This is a genomic window from Paenibacillus turpanensis, from assembly GCF_011421635.1.
Lineage (GTDB): Bacteria > Bacillota > Bacilli > Paenibacillales > YIM-B00363 > Paenibacillus_AK > Paenibacillus_AK turpanensis.
Genome location: NZ_WTLI01000011.1, coordinates 134,527 through 150,940 on the forward strand (window position 1 = coordinate 134,527; position 16,414 = coordinate 150,940).

The 16,414-nt window shown below is 49.5% G+C and carries 15 protein-coding genes; 11 read left to right on the forward strand and 4 right to left on the reverse strand.

Going from position 1 to position 16,414, the window contains the following annotated elements; translation table 11 throughout:
• Positions 1-28 precede the first annotated feature (28 nt).
• A complete protein-coding gene (gene cimA, locus GQS10_RS12135; protein ID WP_166242448.1) occupies positions 29-1,648 on the reverse strand; it encodes a citramalate synthase in 1,620 nt (539 codons plus the stop codon).
• Between the two features lie 171 nt (positions 1,649-1,819).
• Between cimA and GQS10_RS12140 the strand changes: the two genes are divergently transcribed.
• From GQS10_RS12140 to GQS10_RS12160, 5 genes are all read left to right on the forward strand, one after another.
• On the forward strand, positions 1,820-3,112 hold the full coding sequence (locus GQS10_RS12140) for a DNA polymerase IV (RefSeq protein WP_166242450.1): 1,293 nt from the start codon (positions 1,820-1,822) through the stop codon (positions 3,110-3,112).
• Between the two features lie 104 nt (positions 3,113-3,216).
• On the forward strand, positions 3,217-3,453 hold the full coding sequence (locus GQS10_RS12145) for a ferredoxin (RefSeq protein WP_166242452.1): 237 nt from the start codon (positions 3,217-3,219) through the stop codon (positions 3,451-3,453).
• Between the two features lie 145 nt (positions 3,454-3,598).
• Entirely contained in the window at positions 3,599-5,443 is a 1,845-nt protein-coding gene (locus GQS10_RS12150; RefSeq protein ID WP_166242454.1) for a CHASE2 domain-containing protein, read from the forward strand.
• A gap of 106 nt (positions 5,444-5,549) precedes the next feature.
• Positions 5,550-7,643: an Ig-like domain-containing protein gene (locus tag GQS10_RS12155; protein WP_166242456.1), complete on the forward strand. Its 2,094-nt coding sequence runs from the start codon at positions 5,550-5,552 to the stop codon at positions 7,641-7,643.
• A 17-nt stretch (positions 7,644-7,660) separates the two neighbouring features.
• Positions 7,661-9,247 (forward strand): stalk domain-containing protein, encoded by a 1,587-nt coding sequence (locus GQS10_RS12160; RefSeq protein WP_166242458.1) that lies wholly within the window; start codon positions 7,661-7,663, stop codon positions 9,245-9,247.
• Positions 9,248-9,378: 131 nt separating this feature from the next.
• On the opposite strand, the gene GQS10_RS12165 is transcribed toward GQS10_RS12160, so the two are convergent.
• Positions 9,379-9,516, reverse strand: a complete 138-nt coding sequence (locus GQS10_RS12165; protein ID WP_166242460.1) for a hypothetical protein — start codon at positions 9,514-9,516, stop codon at positions 9,379-9,381.
• A 188-nt stretch (positions 9,517-9,704) separates the two neighbouring features.
• On the opposite strand from GQS10_RS12165, the gene GQS10_RS12170 reads away from it, so the two are divergent.
• The 3 genes from GQS10_RS12170 to GQS10_RS12180 are packed head-to-tail and all read left to right on the forward strand — an operon-like array spanning position 9,705 to position 12,080.
• Positions 9,705-10,814 carry a quinone-dependent dihydroorotate dehydrogenase gene (locus tag GQS10_RS12170; protein ID WP_166242462.1) on the forward strand — a complete coding sequence of 370 codons (1,110 nt, stop codon included), beginning with the start codon at positions 9,705-9,707 and terminating at the stop codon, positions 10,812-10,814.
• Positions 10,815-10,835: 21 nt separating this feature from the next.
• On the forward strand, positions 10,836-11,645 hold the full coding sequence (yjbM, locus tag GQS10_RS12175) for a GTP diphosphokinase (protein WP_166242464.1): 810 nt from the start codon (positions 10,836-10,838) through the stop codon (positions 11,643-11,645).
• Between the two features lie 9 nt (positions 11,646-11,654).
• Positions 11,655-12,080: a DUF309 domain-containing protein gene (locus GQS10_RS12180; protein ID WP_341805058.1), complete on the forward strand. Its 426-nt coding sequence runs from the start codon at positions 11,655-11,657 to the stop codon at positions 12,078-12,080.
• Between the two features lie 94 nt (positions 12,081-12,174).
• Here GQS10_RS12180 and GQS10_RS12185 read toward each other — a convergent pair whose 3' ends face one another.
• Both GQS10_RS12185 and GQS10_RS12190 read right to left on the reverse strand, forming a co-directional pair.
• Entirely contained in the window at positions 12,175-12,618 is a 444-nt protein-coding gene (locus GQS10_RS12185) for a PCYCGC motif-containing (lipo)protein (RefSeq protein WP_166242466.1), read from the reverse strand.
• Between the two features lie 3 nt (positions 12,619-12,621).
• Positions 12,622-13,146, reverse strand: a complete 525-nt coding sequence (locus tag GQS10_RS12190; protein WP_166242468.1) for a thioredoxin family protein — start codon at positions 13,144-13,146, stop codon at positions 12,622-12,624.
• Positions 13,147-13,242: 96 nt separating this feature from the next.
• Between GQS10_RS12190 and GQS10_RS12195 the strand changes: the two genes are divergently transcribed.
• Genes GQS10_RS12195 through GQS10_RS12205 form a run of 3 tightly spaced genes read left to right on the forward strand, consistent with a single transcriptional unit; the run spans position 13,243 to position 16,371 of the window.
• The gene (locus tag GQS10_RS12195; protein ID WP_166242469.1) at positions 13,243-14,796 is read left to right on the forward strand and encodes an RsmB/NOP family class I SAM-dependent RNA methyltransferase; all 1,554 of its coding nucleotides are present in this window, start codon (positions 13,243-13,245) and stop codon (positions 14,794-14,796) included.
• 29 nt (positions 14,797-14,825) lie between these two features.
• Positions 14,826-15,581: a pseudouridine synthase gene (locus GQS10_RS12200; protein ID WP_166242471.1), complete on the forward strand. Its 756-nt coding sequence runs from the start codon at positions 14,826-14,828 to the stop codon at positions 15,579-15,581.
• Positions 15,574-16,371: a Cof-type HAD-IIB family hydrolase gene (locus tag GQS10_RS12205; protein WP_166242473.1), complete on the forward strand. Its 798-nt coding sequence runs from the start codon at positions 15,574-15,576 to the stop codon at positions 16,369-16,371. Before GQS10_RS12200 ends, GQS10_RS12205 begins: the two co-directional genes overlap by 8 nt.
• The last annotated feature ends 43 nt before the right edge of the window (positions 16,372-16,414 follow it).

A 16,414-nucleotide genomic window follows, 5' to 3' on the forward strand; every position in this document is an offset into this window, starting at 1 on the left:
GAGGGCCGCCCTTTCCTATGATATGGTCTTAGTGGTTAACGAGCCCGATACGTTCGGATGGGGCTTCCGCGATCGCTTCTCGGCGGGTTTTGCCGATCAAAGCATAACGGATGCTGTCAATAAGTGCTTCCCAGCTGGCTTCGATAATATTTTCAGAAACACCTACTGTGCTCCAGGAGTTATTGAAGTCAGAGGATTCAATTAGAACGCGTACTTTTGCAGCAGTTGCATCGTTTTCATCAAAGACGCGGACTTTATAATCCGAAAGATGAATATTGCGAATATCAGGGTAATATTTCTCCAGAGCTTTACGCACCGCATTGTCAAGTGCATTTACCGGACCATTTCCTTCGGCTGCTTGATAAACGGTTTCGCCATGAACCTTCAGCTTCACTATTGCCTCGGAAATAACGGAGCGATTTTGCGATTTTTCGACTAAAATTTTAAAGGATTCAAGTGCGAAAATTTCCTCGATTTGTCCGAATGCGTCGCGCAAAAGAAGCTCTAAAGAAGCATCGGCACCTTCAAACTGATATCCTTGATGCTCCAGCTCTTTAATTTTCGCAATAATGCTTTTCGTTTTCTCATTCTCATTGGAGAAGTCGAGGCCAAGCTCCTGTGCTTTGAACACAAGATTGCTTTGTCCGGCAAGCTCCGATACGAGCACCCGCTGCTTGTTTCCAACGAGCTCCGGCTCAATATGTTCATACGTTTTCGGATGCTTTAAAATTGCCGAGACATGGATTCCGCCCTTGTGGGCGAAGGCTGCCGTACCGACAAAAGGCTGATTCAAAGGCATATGAATATTGGCTAATTCGTTAACGTAGCGCGCAACCGAGCTGAGCGTTTTTAGCTGATCAGCGGAAATGACATCGTAATTCAGCTTTAGCTGCAGATTCGGAATCACGGAGCACAGGTTTGCGTTGCCGCAGCGTTCGCCGATTCCGTTAATGGTGCCCTGCACCTGCCGCGCTCCCGCTTGAACTGCGGCAAGGCTATTGGCTACGCCAAGCTCACAATCGTTATGCGCATGAATGCCGATTGGAACGGTGAGCTCCGAGCACACTCGGGAAACGATTTCGGAAATTTCACCCGGAAGGGTTCCGCCGTTCGTATCGCAAAGCACAACCCAATTTGCTCCGGCCTCCTGCGCTTTACGAATTGTCTCCATTGCATAGTCGGGGTTGTTTTTATATCCGTCGAAGAAATGCTCGCCGTCGTAGATTACTTCCAGACCTTGCTCCCGTAAATATTTCACGGAATCGTAGATCATAGCCAAGTTTTCATCGAGTGTCGTTTGGAGGGCGGTATGTACATGGAAATCCCATGACTTCCCAAAAATAGTCGCTACCTGCACTCCGGACTCTACAAGACGGTTTAAGTTTACATCCTCGGAAGCCGACATTCCTTTCCGCCTAGTGCTCCCAAATGCGGTAATCTTCGCATGGCGGAGCCCGATGGACTTGGCTTTTTCAAAGAATTCAATGTCCTTGCTGTTTGAGCCTGGCCAACCGCCTTCAATATAATGAACGCCCAATTCGTCAAGCTTTTTAGCGATTTTTAGTTTATCGTCGACGGAGAAGCTGATGCCTTCTCCCTGAGTTCCATCCCGTAGCGTGGTATCAAATATCGTTACGCTTTGCCGCATGGCGGTGAAATCCCCCTCGATACGCAATTATCAAATAATTATACCATTCGTTTTCTTAGCTTGACCAGCCTCTTAACGAAATTGTATGCTTGCACTGCAATATTTTTGATGAAGGAGGCTCCGGTTAATAGGGGAAATCACGGCATACCTTAAAACCGGATGTAAACGCAAATGGTCCATCAATCACAGGCGCCCCGGAAGGCGCGTATCATATTGCATATCGATATGAATGCCTTTTACTGCTCTGTGCACGAAGCGGTGGAACCCCATCTGTACAAAGGGAAGCCAATGGCTGTTGCGGGCAGCGTAGAGCTTCGGAAGGGTATTGTCGTTACATGCTCATATCCGGCGCGAGCCCGCGGAGTCCGCACGGGGATGCAGGTCAGGGAGGCGATGCGCCTTTGTCCGGACTTGATTTTGCTGCAGCCTGATTTTGACCTGTACCGTAGGTTTTCTCTTGCTTTCCTTGAAATTGTAGAAAGCTATTCGCCGCTGGTGGAGGCTACCTCCATCGACGAATGCTTTGTGGATATTACAGGCTCCAGCCAGTTTGGTGAGCCTCTTGAAATTGCTGAAACAATCCAAAAGCGGATTGCTGCAGAGTTGGGTCTTCCCTGCTCGATCGGTGTTGCACCAAATAAATTACTGGCAAAAATGGCGTCCGATATGAAAAAGCCGAACGGGCTGACCGTACTGCGAATTCGCGATGTGCCCAAGGTGCTTTGGGATAAGCCCTGCGCTTCGTTGTTTGGAATTGGAGCGAAAACGGCGGAAAAGCTGAAGCGGCTGCAAATTCACACGATCGGTGAATTGGCCACTTGTCCAGAGGCGGACTTAACGCGCATGTTCGGTGTACTAGGCGTTCATTTGAAGCAGGCAGCCAACGGTATAGACTTGTCCCCGGTTACTGCGGAAAGGGAGCAGAGTAAAAGCGTCGGGCACACGGTTACCCTTCCGAAGGATGTTCTGAGCTTTGAGGATGCCGATCGAGTGTTTCTGAACTTGTCAGACCAAGTGGCCCGAAGACTCCGCAGACAAGGATTAACCGCATCTACCGTACAAATTACAGTTCGCCGGCCGGATATGGTTACGATTACGCGTTCGTTCACGCTGCAAGCTCCGACTGATGACGCAGCCGATTTTTACAGGGAAGCGTGCAGGCTGTATCGAAAGCACTGGATGGAAGGAAAACCCGCGAGGCTTCTTGGCGTAACAGCGCAAAATATAAAGGCTAAGTCGGAAACGCCGATTCAGCTTGATCTTTTTGAGTACGAGAAACAACCGAAGCGGGAGAAGCTTGTGGAAACGATGGATGCGCTTCGGGATAAGTTCGGTGAAAGTGCAGTATTGACCGCAGGAATGCTGGGAAGCGACCCATCGGCCCGCATTCGCGATAAAAAGCGAAGAGGGACGTCTCTGCAAATGGATCATTTGAGGGATCGGCAGCCGAAAGAAGAGCAGTGAATATTGCTTTGTCCGCAGTTTCCGTTTGAACTTTAGGCGTATTTGTATTATATTGTACGTTGAGGGTATGAAATGAGGATGAAATCAGAGGAGGAGTTATTGACATGGCAAAATACACATGGGTAGATAAAGAAACTTGCATCGCTTGTGGCGCTTGCGGCGCGACTGCACCGGACATCTACGATTACGACGATGAAGGTCTGGCGGAAGTTATCTATGAGGGCGATAACAACCGTGGTGTAATGGAAATTCCGGACGATTTGTTTGACGATCTGCAAGATGCAGCTGACGGCTGTCCAACAGACTCCATCAAAATCGCTGAAGAAGCTTTCAACAAATAATACTCGAACTTATAAAAAAGCCTTTTCTGAAAAGAAAAGGCTTTTTTTATTTTTCCGCTCCTGTATAATTCTCCTTATATTTCATCATTTTTCATCAAGAATTAACATAAAATTGTATCTTATTTTGGAAAAAAAGGGGATTTCCATGAAGAAGAAAGACTGGCGTACGGTCGGTTTGGGTAATGTCATCGTTCTTTTGCTGACAGCGATCATTTTTTTATCCAGTACGCTCGAGACACTTACGTACTCGTTGTATGATTTTAACATGAAACAGTCCATGACGAATGCGCCTCATGAGGATATTGTGGTCATTGGAATTAATGACAGTGATTTGAAAACGATCGGCACCTTTCCATGGGACCGGGACGTTTATGTGCCGCTCCTCCATAAGCTGAAGGATGCTAAGGTGGTCGGATTTGATATTACCTTTTCAACGGAAAGCAAAGATCCGGCTCATGACATCGCTTTTGTCGAGGAATTGAAGAAACATAAGAATGTGATTATTCCGCTGATTGGAATGACAGAGGGCGCAATTTCACGAAAGACCACCTTTAATTCAAACGGAATGTCGGTGCGTTCAGTAGACGAAGCGATGCCGGAAATTGCCGCCGCCTCGATTCCGGCACATATCAATCGTATAGAAGATAACGATAAGACGATTCGGCAATCGGTCCTGCAAATTCAGCTTCCGGATGGACGTGCCTTTCCTTCGCTCGCTCTAAAGACTGCGGAGCTGGCAGGTGCGGGTACCGGCCCCTATTTGAATGCTCCAGGCAAAGTCATCGATATTCGTTATGATGCGCACTCGTATGACTTTTTTACGGTCTCCTTCCATGATGTTATCAGCGGTAAGGTGCCGGAAGAAGTATTTAAGGACCGCATCGTATTTGTCGGAATGACTGCCGCAGGATACGATCAAGGCAAAACGCCGGTCGACAATTCGATGTATCTGGTTTATGCGCATGCGAACATCGTAAATCAACTGCTACAGGGCTCGCAGGTGAAGGTGGCGCTTCCGTTCGTATCTGTGCTGCTCATTATGCTGCTGCTGGCGGTAACAGCGGTCGCTGTGTGGAGAATGAAAGCAATCGCAAGTATGCTTTATGTATTTGCTGCAGCCGCTGTGCTGTTGGTTGGACAGTATTTTATTTTCTCAAATACAAGCTGGTTTGTGGAAACCGTTTATCCGATCGCTGCACTCTTTTTGGCGTACTTAGCGAATATTGCGATGAAGACCTTTTACGAGACGAAGCAAAAGAACTTTATAACGAAGCAATTTGGCCGGTACATATCCCCTGAGCTTGTGAAGGAAATCGCCAGCAGCGGTCAGGAGCTGCAGCTCGGAGGCATTAATAAGGAGCTGTCGATCCTTTTCTTGGATATCCGTGGCTTCACTACATTGTCTGAACGACTGAAGCCGGAAGAGGTCGTCGATTTTTTGAATACGATGTTCGATATGATCACCGATCGTGCTCTCAAAAACCAAGGTTCCATTGATAAGTTCATCGGTGACGCTGCAATGATTTTATTTAATGCTCCGCTTGATGTGGAGGAGCATCCGTACTGTGCGGTGAAAACGGCCTGGGATATTCAGCAGGGGATGAAGCAGGTTCGCGAAGAAATCGAGGCAAAGTATGGCGTGACAATTTCATGCGGGATCGGGATTCATACCGGAGACGTCGTTGTAGGCAATATCGGATCCTACTTACGGGTGGACTATACGGCGATTGGCGATAACGTCAACACGGCTGCCCGAATTGAATCGCAGACGACAGCGAATCAGATTCTCATTTCGGAAGCTACGCATGAGCGAGTGAAGGAATTTTTCGATGTGAACTTTGTCGGGGAAAAGATGATGAAGGGCAAAACCGTCGGCGTGAAGCTTTTCGAGATTACAGGGCACAAGGGAATTCCCGTTAGTCTCGCAGGTTCGAAGGACGTTACCAAGGAGCGGGGAATCCGAACGGTGAATGCGGGAGAAGCCATGTGATTTTTTTGCAGGGAAGGATTGTCTGTATAGATAAGCCGAATTACAATGAAATAAAGAATACATTCGAATGCTGTCGAATGTGCGAAATGCTGGAAGGAGCAACGTTGTGAAAAGGAAACTCAGTATTGTTTTAAGTTTGGCGCTGCTGCTTAACTTAATTTGCGCGGTTGGGGCCCCTGTTTCTGCGAAAACAGCCCGTTCCGCTGTTGTCGTAACCGTGGCTGGCAGTGTCGACATTACGAAGGCAGGCGGTTCAAGAAGCTTTCCAGCCTTCGAAGGCATGACATTAAATGAAGGCGATCGTATTGAAACCAGCTCCGGCTCAAGCTTGGTGTTAAAAATATCGGACAGCGGCCATGAAATTACGGTCGGAGAAGATGCGGATGTTTATGTGTCCGAACTGAATGAAAGCGGCGGAAAGAAAAACGGCTTTAAGGTATGGGTCGGGTCGATGTGGAATAAGGTGACCTCACTCGGCGGTTCGGATGAATATGAGGTGGAAACATCGACTTCCGTTATGGGAGTAAGGGGCACGAATTTACTCGTCTACTCGAACCCGAACGGATTGGACAAGCTGTTTGTTGCCTCCGGTATAGTCAGTGCGTCGACGATAACTCAGGCGCCTACCGAAAAAGCAAAGACATCACAGCCTGCAATTAACCCTCAATCTAAATCTGAAGTTAGATCGGGACCTGTTTTAGTGTATCCTACCTTGAACGCGGAATTTTTTATAGAATCAAAAAAACCTGGAATTGAAGTGACTGAAAACATTACCGTCGTTGATTCTGCGGAATTTATCAAACTTGCCACACCAAAGATGATCGAGTCTATAATTTCAAGTAAAAACGCTGTAGATCAAGAGAATGCAGAAATGATTGAAAAATTCCGTAATCAGATTGCCGAAGGCGGACAAATCGAAGGTACGCTCACGATTAGATCGCAGGAGGAGCTGCAGCGTTACGAGCAAAACACTTCGAATTTGATTTCTAATCTTGTGAAGCAAGCGATCGATGAAAAGAAAATCAAAGAGCAGACGGTCAATGAAATGAACAAGGATTTGAATCATAAAATTGATTTGAAAACCGTTCCTGAGTTGGATCCAACGGCGGGAATTGACCCAACAAGCCAAGAGAAGCTGGAAGAAACAAAACGTGCTTTGGATGAGTTGTTGGCAGAGCAGAAGAAACAAAAAGAAGCTGCTTATAACGAAGCGATGAAAAGCTATACGTCTGGACAGCTTTCAAGAATAGTAGAGGAAAAGAAGAAGCAAGAGAATGCGAATACAAAAGCATTAGGAGAGGTTAAGGAAAAGGCTATTGAAAACTATAAAAATTCTCTTGATGCGATGGAAAAAGCAAAGTTCCAGCAGCAAAGTGAAAGCGCGCAGCAAAAGCTGAGCAACCAGCAGCAAAAGTCCGGTGAAACGCAAATCCCTGCAAGGCCGAGCACCGGCACATCCAATGACAGTGGGAGCGGAAGTGATGGAGGAAGCGGCGGAACATTACCAGCCATCGCCTTAACTACTCTCCATTCCAGCATAACTCCGTTGGATGAGGTCATAAGCGGGAAAGCAACCTCAGGGGCCGATGTGAAGCTGTTCGTCGGTTCGAGCACCACGCCGGCTGCAAGCGCGACGGCGGCTGCGGATGGAACCTTCTCGCTTTCTCTAGCGAATAAGCCTGCGATTGGCGGGACGTATAAGGTAACGGCTTCGAAATCCGGCTATACCTCGCAAAGTGTAACCTTAACGGTAAAGCCGGCGGTTTCGGTACAGTCTGCCGGCGATCAACTCAAGGTCAAGCTGAACGGCTTCTCCGGAACAAAAGCGATCAAAGCAGTGCAGCTGCATTTTTCACATTCGACGTCCCTTGGAACCTATGACGGCTATGTACCAAGCGGGCCGCTGAACGCAGCGGAAAATGCCGATATGCTGAAAACGGTAGCTGGGACAAATACCGCGGAAACGATTTTTGCAGGCGTGGCGAATACAAGCGGAGGCTTGGAAGTAACCGGTGACGCAGAGCTTGTAAGCATTCGGTTTGTATCCACACAGCCAAACCAATCTTCCGGTGATGTGAAGCTAGTGAAAGCGGCATTTTATGATGTAAATGGTGTGCTGTTCTATGAATTGCCGGTTGGAAATGCCGATTTGCCTGCTGCTGTAACGATTACGGCAGCACCGCCGGCAGTGACACAATGAGTGAGGGGTATAGAATCATGATGATACGAAAAGCGAGCCTGCTTGCTGGGCTTACCGCGATGCTGGTTGGCGCTGTGCCGGTTTGGGCTGCTGCTTCGGAGCATGTTACAGGAAGCACGGGAAAAACGTTACTAGACGTCGCTGTTGCAGCGGGGTCAGGAACATTTGAGGAAAAGGACGCGAATGCACAGCAGGCCTCCTTTCGAGCTCCAGGTGCAGTTGCAGTGGGCCAGGACGGCAGCCTTGTTATTGCGGACACACGAAACCACAAAATTCGGAAAGCGGCGAACGATAAGGTAACGACCTACGCGGGACCGGCAGTATCGATTTTTAATGACGACAAACAACTGCCGGCTGGTTTACTGTATGACGGAACAAGCACGGAGGCGTTCTTTCAGCGGCCGGAAGGAATTGCATTCGCTAAAGACGGCAGTCTTTATGTGGCGGACGCAGGTAACCATGCAGTTCGTAAAATTTCAGGAGGCAAGGTAAGAACGTTAGCCGGAAGCGGCGTGCTCGGTTATGCAGATGCCAAGGGAGGAGCCGCTCAATTTTATGAGCCCTCCGATCTTGCCGTTACGAACGAGGGCGTGGTGTATGTTGCAGATCGTCTGAACCATGCAATTCGCAAAATTACGCCGGATGGCAGCGTTACAACGCTGAACAAACGTTCCGAACGTGCGGTCGAGGTTTATCCAGGGTATGTTGTGCCTGCAGGGGACTTTAAAGACGGATTGCTTTCGGAGGCGTTATTTAATGAACCCTCAGGTCTTGTGCTTGATCAGAAGGGGAATTTATATGTAAGTGATACGGGAAATCAACGGATTCGATACATCGATTTTACAGCTGGAACCGTAACTACCGTGGCAGGGGGAGCGAAGGCCCTGGCAGATAAAAACAGCTTATATGCGGCGGGCGACTATAAGGACGGTACGGCAGCGGATGCTCGCTTTAACTACCCGCGCGGGCTGGCGCTTGATGCGGAAGGCGGCTTAATCGTAGCAGATAGTCTCAACCATTCGATCCGCTATGTGAAGGACGGATTTGTTTCTACACTAGCCGGCAGTCCGGAAGGTGAGCATGGCTTCAGCCTTGGAACAGAGAGCTCCGCAAGATTTAACCGTCCGGCAGATGTAGCAGTGGCAGCGGACGGAACGATTTATGTAGCGGACACGTTCAACAATCAAGTCCGTTCGTTAAAGTATTATCAGCTTCCGGAGGGATTACCATCGGACGGCACGATTTCCGTTGCACTGGGCTCCAAGCTGATCGCTTTTGATGCGAAGCCGGAGCTGGCTAACAATCGTACGATGGTCCCTGTACGATTTATTGCCGAGGCGGTCGGTTACGAGGTAACCTTCCATCCGAACGGAAATGAGACGATCATTCGTTTATCCAAAGGAGAGACGGCTGTGGAATTAGCTGTCGGCAGAGCCGAGGTAACACGTACCGTAAACGGGGAAAAGACAAGCCGGGCCATCGATGCCGCTCCTTACATTAAGGATAATCGGACTTATGTCCCTGTTCGCTTTTTCGCAGAGGAAATCGGACTGGATGTACAGTGGGCTGCCGATCGTCAGACGGTTGTGCTGCGTACGAAATAACCTTTGATAGACAAGCCTGTTGAGCAATCCTCAACAGGCTGTTTTTATGGCCGTCGGCAAAAGAAAGACAGCTCGCAATAGAGCTGTCTCAGAGTAGAAGAGTCGAATCCATAAAGACGGAATAAGGGCAGTTACCCGTTGATAATAAGTAGAACGGCGACGGCAATAACAATAACTCCAAATACAGAAGAAGCCCAGATGATAGCTTTTTTGTTGACCTGCTCCTTTTTCTTGCCAAGGGTAGGCGCCGGCTTTCGTTTCATTGCCATAAAATCAACCTTTCCATGAACGTTTTATGTCTTATGTATGTATTGTAAACGTTTTATTTTAACCTTTCAATGCTGGCGCGGGTTGTAAACGGATACGAAAAATTTGGAAGCGTAAATAGGCCCGCTTTATTTTTTTGCAGCAAAGCGCTAAACTGAACAATAGATTGCGTAGAATCGGGGGAGTCATCATGCTGTATCGTTCTGTTGTAAAGCCAATCGCCTTCCGGATGGATCCGGAGCGCGCGCATCATTTATTTATCGGGGGCTTGGGAGTATCGCGTTCTGTGCCAGGGGCCGTACCGATGTTTCGAACAATGTACGGAGTCCCGTCACACCCGGCATTGAAAACGGAATTGTGGGGAATCCGTTTTCCCAATCCAATCGGGCTGGCTGCCGGCTTGGATAAGAACGGCGAAGCGGTGACTGCATTTTCCGCCTGCGGCTTCGGTTTTATGGAAGTAGGCACCGTGACGCCAAAGCCGCAGCAGGGAAATGACCTGCCACGCCTTTTTCGGCTGCCGCCCGATGAAGCGCTTATTAACCGGATGGGCTTTAACAATGAAGGGGCCGCTTCCATGGCGGAACGCTTAAAGAAGCTGTATCCGAATTACCGGATTCCGGTAGCGGTGAATATTGGAAAGAACAAAGTAACGCCGAATGAACAGGCGGAAGAGGATTACCGTCTTTGTATTCAGCAACTGTATCCGTATGCTTCTTTCCTTGTGGTAAACATCAGCAGTCCGAATACGCCGGGACTGCGATCGCTTCAGCACGGAGAAGAGCTGAACCGCCTGCTTCAGGCTGTCACTGCCGAAGTGGAGCTGCAGAGAGCAAAGCTTAGTGAAGCAAAGGCAAGGCCGATTTTGGTGAAGATTGCTCCCGACTTAACGGAGGACGAGCTGAGACAAACGGTCGAGGTAATTCAAAGCAACCCGGGGATCGCAGGCATTATCGCGACGAACACAACGCTTTCGCGGGATGGATTAACTCATCCCAACAAAGAGCAGGCAGGCGGCTTAAGCGGACGGCCGCTGACGAAGCGTTCCACTGAAATTATTCGCCAAACCTATGCCCTGACCAAAGGGAAGCTGCCGATCATCGGGTGCGGTGGCATTTTTTCGGCGGAGGATGCATATGAAAAGATACGGGCCGGGGCCAGCCTGATTGAAATTTATACCGCACTTATTTATAAAGGGCCGGATATAAACAAGGAGCTGGCTTCTGGGCTTGTCCGGCTGCTTGAACGGGATGGGTTTACGCACATTTCGCAGGCAGTGGGGGCGGATCATCACGATTAACCGGAAACGGAGGCATCCCGCATGGACGGAAGAGACTGGAGAAAGTTTCTTGTTCCCTACGAGCAAGCGGTGGAGGAACTTAAGGTTAAATTCAAGACGATGCGTTCTGAATTAAAAATTCGCGAGGGATACTCCCCGATTGAATTTGTTACAGGACGGGTCAAAAAAGTGTCCAGTATTTTGGAAAAGGCGAAACGGCTTCAGGTTCCCGCAGATAAGATCGAACAGGGGATCGAGGATATTGCCGGCATTCGCATCATGAGCCAATTTGTCGAGGACATCCAGCGTTTGGCGGAGCTGATCCGGCAGCGTAAGGATTTGAAGGTTGTTTATGAAAAAGATTATATAACGAATACGAAAGAAAGCGGCTACCGCAGTTTTCATATTATTATTGAGTATCCGGTTCAAACGGCGCTTGGGTTAAAGCCGGTGTTGGCCGAAATTCAGATCCGGACATTGGCGATGAATTTTTGGGCTACGATCGAACATTCCTTAAATTATAAGTTTAATGAGGAGCTCCCGCCTAAAGTGCGTGAACGGTTGAAAAAAGCGGCGGAAGCAGCCTATCTGCTCGATGAGGAAATGTCGAGCATCCGTGATGAGGTTGTGGAGGCGCAGCAGCTTTTCGACGAAAAATCAACGATCGTTGCGACGATATTGAACGCGATTCAGGAGCTGTACTTCTACAACCGTGTAAAGGAAGCTGAGCATTTTCAGCTTGCCTTCAATCAACTGGCGGATAGTGATAATGTCCGCGCATTGAAGGAGTTGTCTGGCAGGATACAGAAGGTGCTGAATGAAGCTTTAAAAGAACATTATGATTTGGAGTAAATGCTGCTTATGAAGATGAAGTATGATCCGCTATATGTTGCTTTCATTTATTACTTCAACATCGAGCGGGATTATTTTGAATGTCATGAGGTTATGGAAGAGTTGTGGCTTGAAGAAGGCCGAGATCCGCATTATCAGGGATTACTGCAAATTGCGGTCGGCCTGTATCATTTTCGCAATGGCAACGTTTCCGGCTCCATCAAGCTGTTTTCCCAGGGGATTGATAAGCTCGGAGCGATAGTAGGAGATCGTTACGGCATCCGGCTGCAAAAGCTGGTTGATCAATCCGTGGACTATGTGGAAAAGCTGAAGCGCATAGAGCAGGAGCCGTTTTCATTTTATGATTTGACGATTGAAATCGTGGATCCGGAGCTTGATGGATTGGTTGAAGAGCTGAGAAAACAGCCCCCTGTTAAAGGGGAGCAGGAGCACTAAACCGAGCTTATGGTTTGCAGGATTTTGCGGGGCTTTGTCAGAGGGTATCGTGGGTTATAATAAAATAGATGCATACAAAAACGGCTGATCGTAATCAGCCGTTTTTGTATGTTTTATCAATTTCCATGCGGATTTGCTCGGCGCTTTTTCCTTGCTTAACGCCTTCAATGGTGTCGCGAAGCTCCAGTAAGCAAACGCCGCAGGTTGCACCATGGTTTGTCCATTCGATTCCCTTCTCGGAATGAGAGCGAACAAAGCAGCGGTATAAGGAATCATGCGGGTCATCATAGTCCATGCAGCCGCAGTAGCAGTCGAGCTGCTTTAAAATATCGGCATGCTGTTCTACCTGAGCATAAAGCTGCTGGGTGTTGTCAGTATATTGAGCTAGAAATTTCGGCATCACATCCGCAGATTTCGTAAACTCGAATATTTCCGCATCGTTATGCTTATGGCCGTCATTCCGCGAAAAGCAGCCGGTTAAAGCCAGCAGGATCGTGATCACGGAGAGTCCCGTCCAAATCCATCGTGTGCTCTTCATCGTTTAGAGCCCCTTATATTTGTTCAAGAAATCAGTGAAGGTTTGCTTGGAATGCCCGCCGGTTCCATCCTCAGCGTATCCGCCTTCGATGCGTTCTACTTCTTTACCATCCTTGAAGTAAACGAGTGTCGGAGTATACTGAATGTTATATTTTCTCCAGCCTTCCTGGAACTCGTCCAAATTATACTTTGGAAGCTCCACCTTCAGCTCATTGGCCAGAGGGCTGAGCATTGGCGTCGTCGCGCGGCAGTGCGGGCAGGTTGCGGCGAAGAAGTAGACGAAGCCCGATTCCTTATTGGACAGCTTCTGATCCAGCTGCGCCGGCAAAATGATATTTTGGTAGTTCTCGTCCTTCAGCAGCTTCACCGTCTCCGGATTGAGTTGGTTGTATGGCTTCTGGTAAGGATTGTCCGCATTGCTGTTGACATTATTCGATAGCTGATTAATGATAATGAGTACGGCAATAAGAGCTACGAAAACCGACACATAAGCGATAATTCGTCGGTTTAATGAACGTTTCTTGTTCATGTTCAGTTTCCTCCTTGTCCAACTTGCACATATTATATCATACGAAAGCGCATATGCGCTTATGAAAATATAGTGAACATGAAAAGAGGGTTCTACATGCCGGTTCTATTGCCGGAATTATTTGAGCGTCGGATGAAGGAGCTGCTGGGGCCGGAATTTCCCGCGTTCCTGCAATCGTACGACGAGCCGCGTCTTTATGGATTTCGGATGAATCCATTGAAAGTAACGCTTGAAGGCTGGGCCAACATTTCTCCATTTACGACAGAGCCGGTTCCTTGGTGCGCCACCGGTTTTTATTATAAAGAAGGGGAGCGCCCCGGTAAGCATCCATACTATCATGCCGGCTTGTATTATATTCAAGAGCCGAGCGCCATGGCGCCGGTTGAGCTGTTGGACGTCAAGCCCGGTCTACGCGTGCTTGATTTATGCGCGGCTCCAGGGGGTAAATCGACGCAGATCGCCGGCAAGCTGGCTCAAACGGGGCTGCTCGTGAGCAACGATAACCACCCGGATCGGGTGAAGGCCTTAATGAAAAATTTGGAGCTTTGCGGCGCCAGAAATGTGATTGTGACGAATGAAACGCCTGAGCGGCTTGCGGAAGCATTCGCACAATATTTTGACCGTATCCTGATCGATGCGCCCTGCTCCGGGGAAGGCATGTTCCGTAAGGAAGAGGAAATGGTGAAGGAATGGAGCGAGCAGCTCATCGGCTGGTGCGTACGGACGCAGCGTCACATTTTGGACAGCGCGGCTGAAATGCTTGCTCCGGGAGGGCGGATCGTCTATTCCACCTGTACCTTTGCTCCAGAAGAAAACGAAGGACAAATTGCCGACTTTCTATCGCGTCATGCGGATTTTCGCGTCGTGCCGGCTGCGGGCCCATGCTTTGCGCAGGGCGAATCCGCTTGGGCGGACGCTCCGCCTGAGCTCGACGGCACGGTCCGGCTTTGGCCGCATCAGCTTAAGGGGGAGGGGCACTATGCCGCTGTGCTGGAAAAGATTGCGGATGGCGAGCTGCCCTATCATCAAGCCGAGGATGAGCGTGTGATTGCAGCGGTGCAGCCTGCGCCTAGACAGAAAGCGGCCGATGAACGCAGCAAGGCTAAGGCGCAAGCGCTAAAAGCGGGCCGCCCCACTGAGTATGGCAAGCGGGATAAATTTCAAGCCGTGAATAAAAAGCTGGCTTCAAAGCGCCCGGATAAAGCAGGGCCGGTAGATACATCCGGCGTGTCGAGCTTCCTCGCCAGCTTTGCACCGGAGCTGCCGCCAGGCAAGCTGCTGCTGCGCGGCTCGTATATCTATTGGGAGCCGGCAGGCCTGCCGGCTTTGGACGGGCTTCGCGTCGTCAGGCCGGGCCTGCCGCTCGGCATGCAAACGCCGCATCGCTTTGAGCCGGCTCATGCGCTGGCGCTCGCCCTGTATCCGGAGAGCTGTGCTCGTCGTTTACAGCTGGATCCAAAGTCCGAGCAGGTTATCCGCTATTTAAAAGGCGAGACGTTGAGCATTGAAGAGAGTGAGCTGTACAGAGCCGAAGGGATTCCATCCAAAGGCTATGTGCTCGTATGCGCAGGGGCGTATCCTCTAGGCTGGGGCCGCTGGTCGGAAGGAATGCTCAAAAATGATTATCCTCCCGGCTGGAGATGGACGTAGCCGGGTGGATCGGCAAGGAGGTTCGAGTGATGAAGCAAACAGAACGGCTGGATAAAATATTGTCTCACATGGGTCACGGAACGCGCAGTGAGCTGAAGAAGCTGGTCAAATCGGGGGCCGTAACCGTAAACGGAATAAAAGCGAAGGACAGCGGAATTCAGGTTCATCCCGTGAACGACAGAATCGAGGTTTATGGGGAACCGGTAATATACCGTGAATTTATTTATCTCATGATGAATAAGCCGCAGGGTGTAGTTTCGGCTACCGAGGATAATCGGGATCGGACCGTAATCGATCTGCTGCCGAAACATTTGCGGAACTTCGAGCCTTTCCCTGTCGGCCGTCTGGACAAGGACACCGAGGGCTTCCTGTTGCTCACCAATGACGGACAGCTGGCCCACCAGCTGCTTTCTCCGAAAAAGCATGTGCCCAAAACTTATTTTGCCGAGGTAGAGGGAAAGGTGGACGAGCAAGACGTTTCCGCGTTCCGCAAGGGAGTTACGCTTGAGGACGGATACGAAACGATGCCTGCAGAGCTGCGTGTGCTCTCTGCCACCGAACAGGGGATGGAAGGCTGGCTGTCGAAAATAGAACTAACGATTATGGAAGGGAAATTCCATCAGGTCAAACGGATGTTTCTCGCTGTTGGCAAACGGGTGCGGTATTTAAAACGTTTGTCGATGGGCCCCTTATCGTTAGATAAAGAATTAAAGCTGGGACAGTTCCGGGAGCTTGCCGAGGAGGAGCTGAACCAGCTGCGTGGAGAGGATGACGGCAATGAGTGAAAGAAAGTTCGATCTGATTGCACTCGATGTGGATGGAACGCTGCTGACCGATGAGCACAAGCTTACACAGGCCACGATTGAGGGGCTCCGAAAGGCGCATCAGTCAGGGATTCATATTGTGCTCTGCTCGGGACGAGGACCGTTAAGCGTGTTTCCAATTCTGGACGAGCTTGGACTCGAGGGGGTTGCGGTTACGCATAACGGTGCTGCAGTGGTGAATTCAGCTACCCGGGAAGTGCTGTATGCTTCCCATTTTGGCGTCGAGAACGTAAAGGAGCAAATTGCGTACTGCCGCAGCAATGCCATTCATTTTGACATGTGCACCGTTTTTGACCTACATACAGAACAACTTGATGAAGAAAGACAGGCTCTCTATCGGAGCTTCCTTATCGATCCTGTCAAGCTTGAAAAGATTGAAGACCTGAACGGTACGGTCGTAAAATTTACAGCAACCGGTCCGGAAGAGGTGATGGACCGCGTTGAAAAAGCATGGGGACCCGGGGCAGACGGCTTTCGCAACATTCGCAGCGGAGCTCATTTTGTCGATGTGATGCGGGAGGGCGTGAACAAGGGAACGGCGCTCGCCGAGCTCTGCAAGCTGTGGGGAATTGCCCCGAATCGTGTGATTGCGATGGGGAATTACTTTAACGACATTGATATGCTGCGTTTTGCCGGATTCGGTGTTGCCATGGATAACTCTCCCGATGGAGTCAAAGCGGAAGCCGACGCCGTTACGGCATCCAATAATGAAGAAGGCGTGCTGCGGGCGTTAGAGAAGTATGTTTTATAGGGTTAATTCCCGGATAGTTTCCTCCGATTGGGATACGCTATAG

What these genes read in the sequence shown, in the direction of transcription:
- cimA (WP_166242448.1), bottom strand. Translation starts at nt 1,648, where the DNA reads ATGCGGCAAAGCGTAACGATATTTGATACCACGCTACGGGATGGAACT.
- GQS10_RS12140 (WP_166242450.1), top strand. Translation starts at nt 1,820, where the DNA reads ATGGTCCATCAATCACAGGCGCCCCGGAAGGCGCGTATCATATTGCAT.
- GQS10_RS12145 (WP_166242452.1), top strand. Translation starts at nt 3,217, where the DNA reads ATGGCAAAATACACATGGGTAGATAAAGAAACTTGCATCGCTTGTGGC.
- GQS10_RS12150 (WP_166242454.1), top strand. Translation starts at nt 3,599, where the DNA reads ATGAAGAAGAAAGACTGGCGTACGGTCGGTTTGGGTAATGTCATCGTT.
- GQS10_RS12160 (WP_166242458.1), top strand. Translation starts at nt 7,661, where the DNA reads ATGATGATACGAAAAGCGAGCCTGCTTGCTGGGCTTACCGCGATGCTG.
- GQS10_RS12165 (WP_166242460.1), bottom strand. Translation starts at nt 9,516, where the DNA reads ATGGCAATGAAACGAAAGCCGGCGCCTACCCTTGGCAAGAAAAAGGAG.
- GQS10_RS12170 (WP_166242462.1), top strand. Translation starts at nt 9,705, where the DNA reads ATGCTGTATCGTTCTGTTGTAAAGCCAATCGCCTTCCGGATGGATCCG.
- yjbM (WP_166242464.1), top strand. Translation starts at nt 10,836, where the DNA reads ATGGACGGAAGAGACTGGAGAAAGTTTCTTGTTCCCTACGAGCAAGCG.
- GQS10_RS12180 (WP_341805058.1), top strand. Translation starts at nt 11,655, where the DNA reads ATGAAGATGAAGTATGATCCGCTATATGTTGCTTTCATTTATTACTTC.
- GQS10_RS12185 (WP_166242466.1), bottom strand. Translation starts at nt 12,618, where the DNA reads ATGAAGAGCACACGATGGATTTGGACGGGACTCTCCGTGATCACGATC.
- GQS10_RS12190 (WP_166242468.1), bottom strand. Translation starts at nt 13,146, where the DNA reads ATGAACAAGAAACGTTCATTAAACCGACGAATTATCGCTTATGTGTCG.
- GQS10_RS12195 (WP_166242469.1), top strand. Translation starts at nt 13,243, where the DNA reads ATGCCGGTTCTATTGCCGGAATTATTTGAGCGTCGGATGAAGGAGCTG.
- GQS10_RS12200 (WP_166242471.1), top strand. Translation starts at nt 14,826, where the DNA reads ATGAAGCAAACAGAACGGCTGGATAAAATATTGTCTCACATGGGTCAC.
- GQS10_RS12205 (WP_166242473.1), top strand. Translation starts at nt 15,574, where the DNA reads ATGAGTGAAAGAAAGTTCGATCTGATTGCACTCGATGTGGATGGAACG.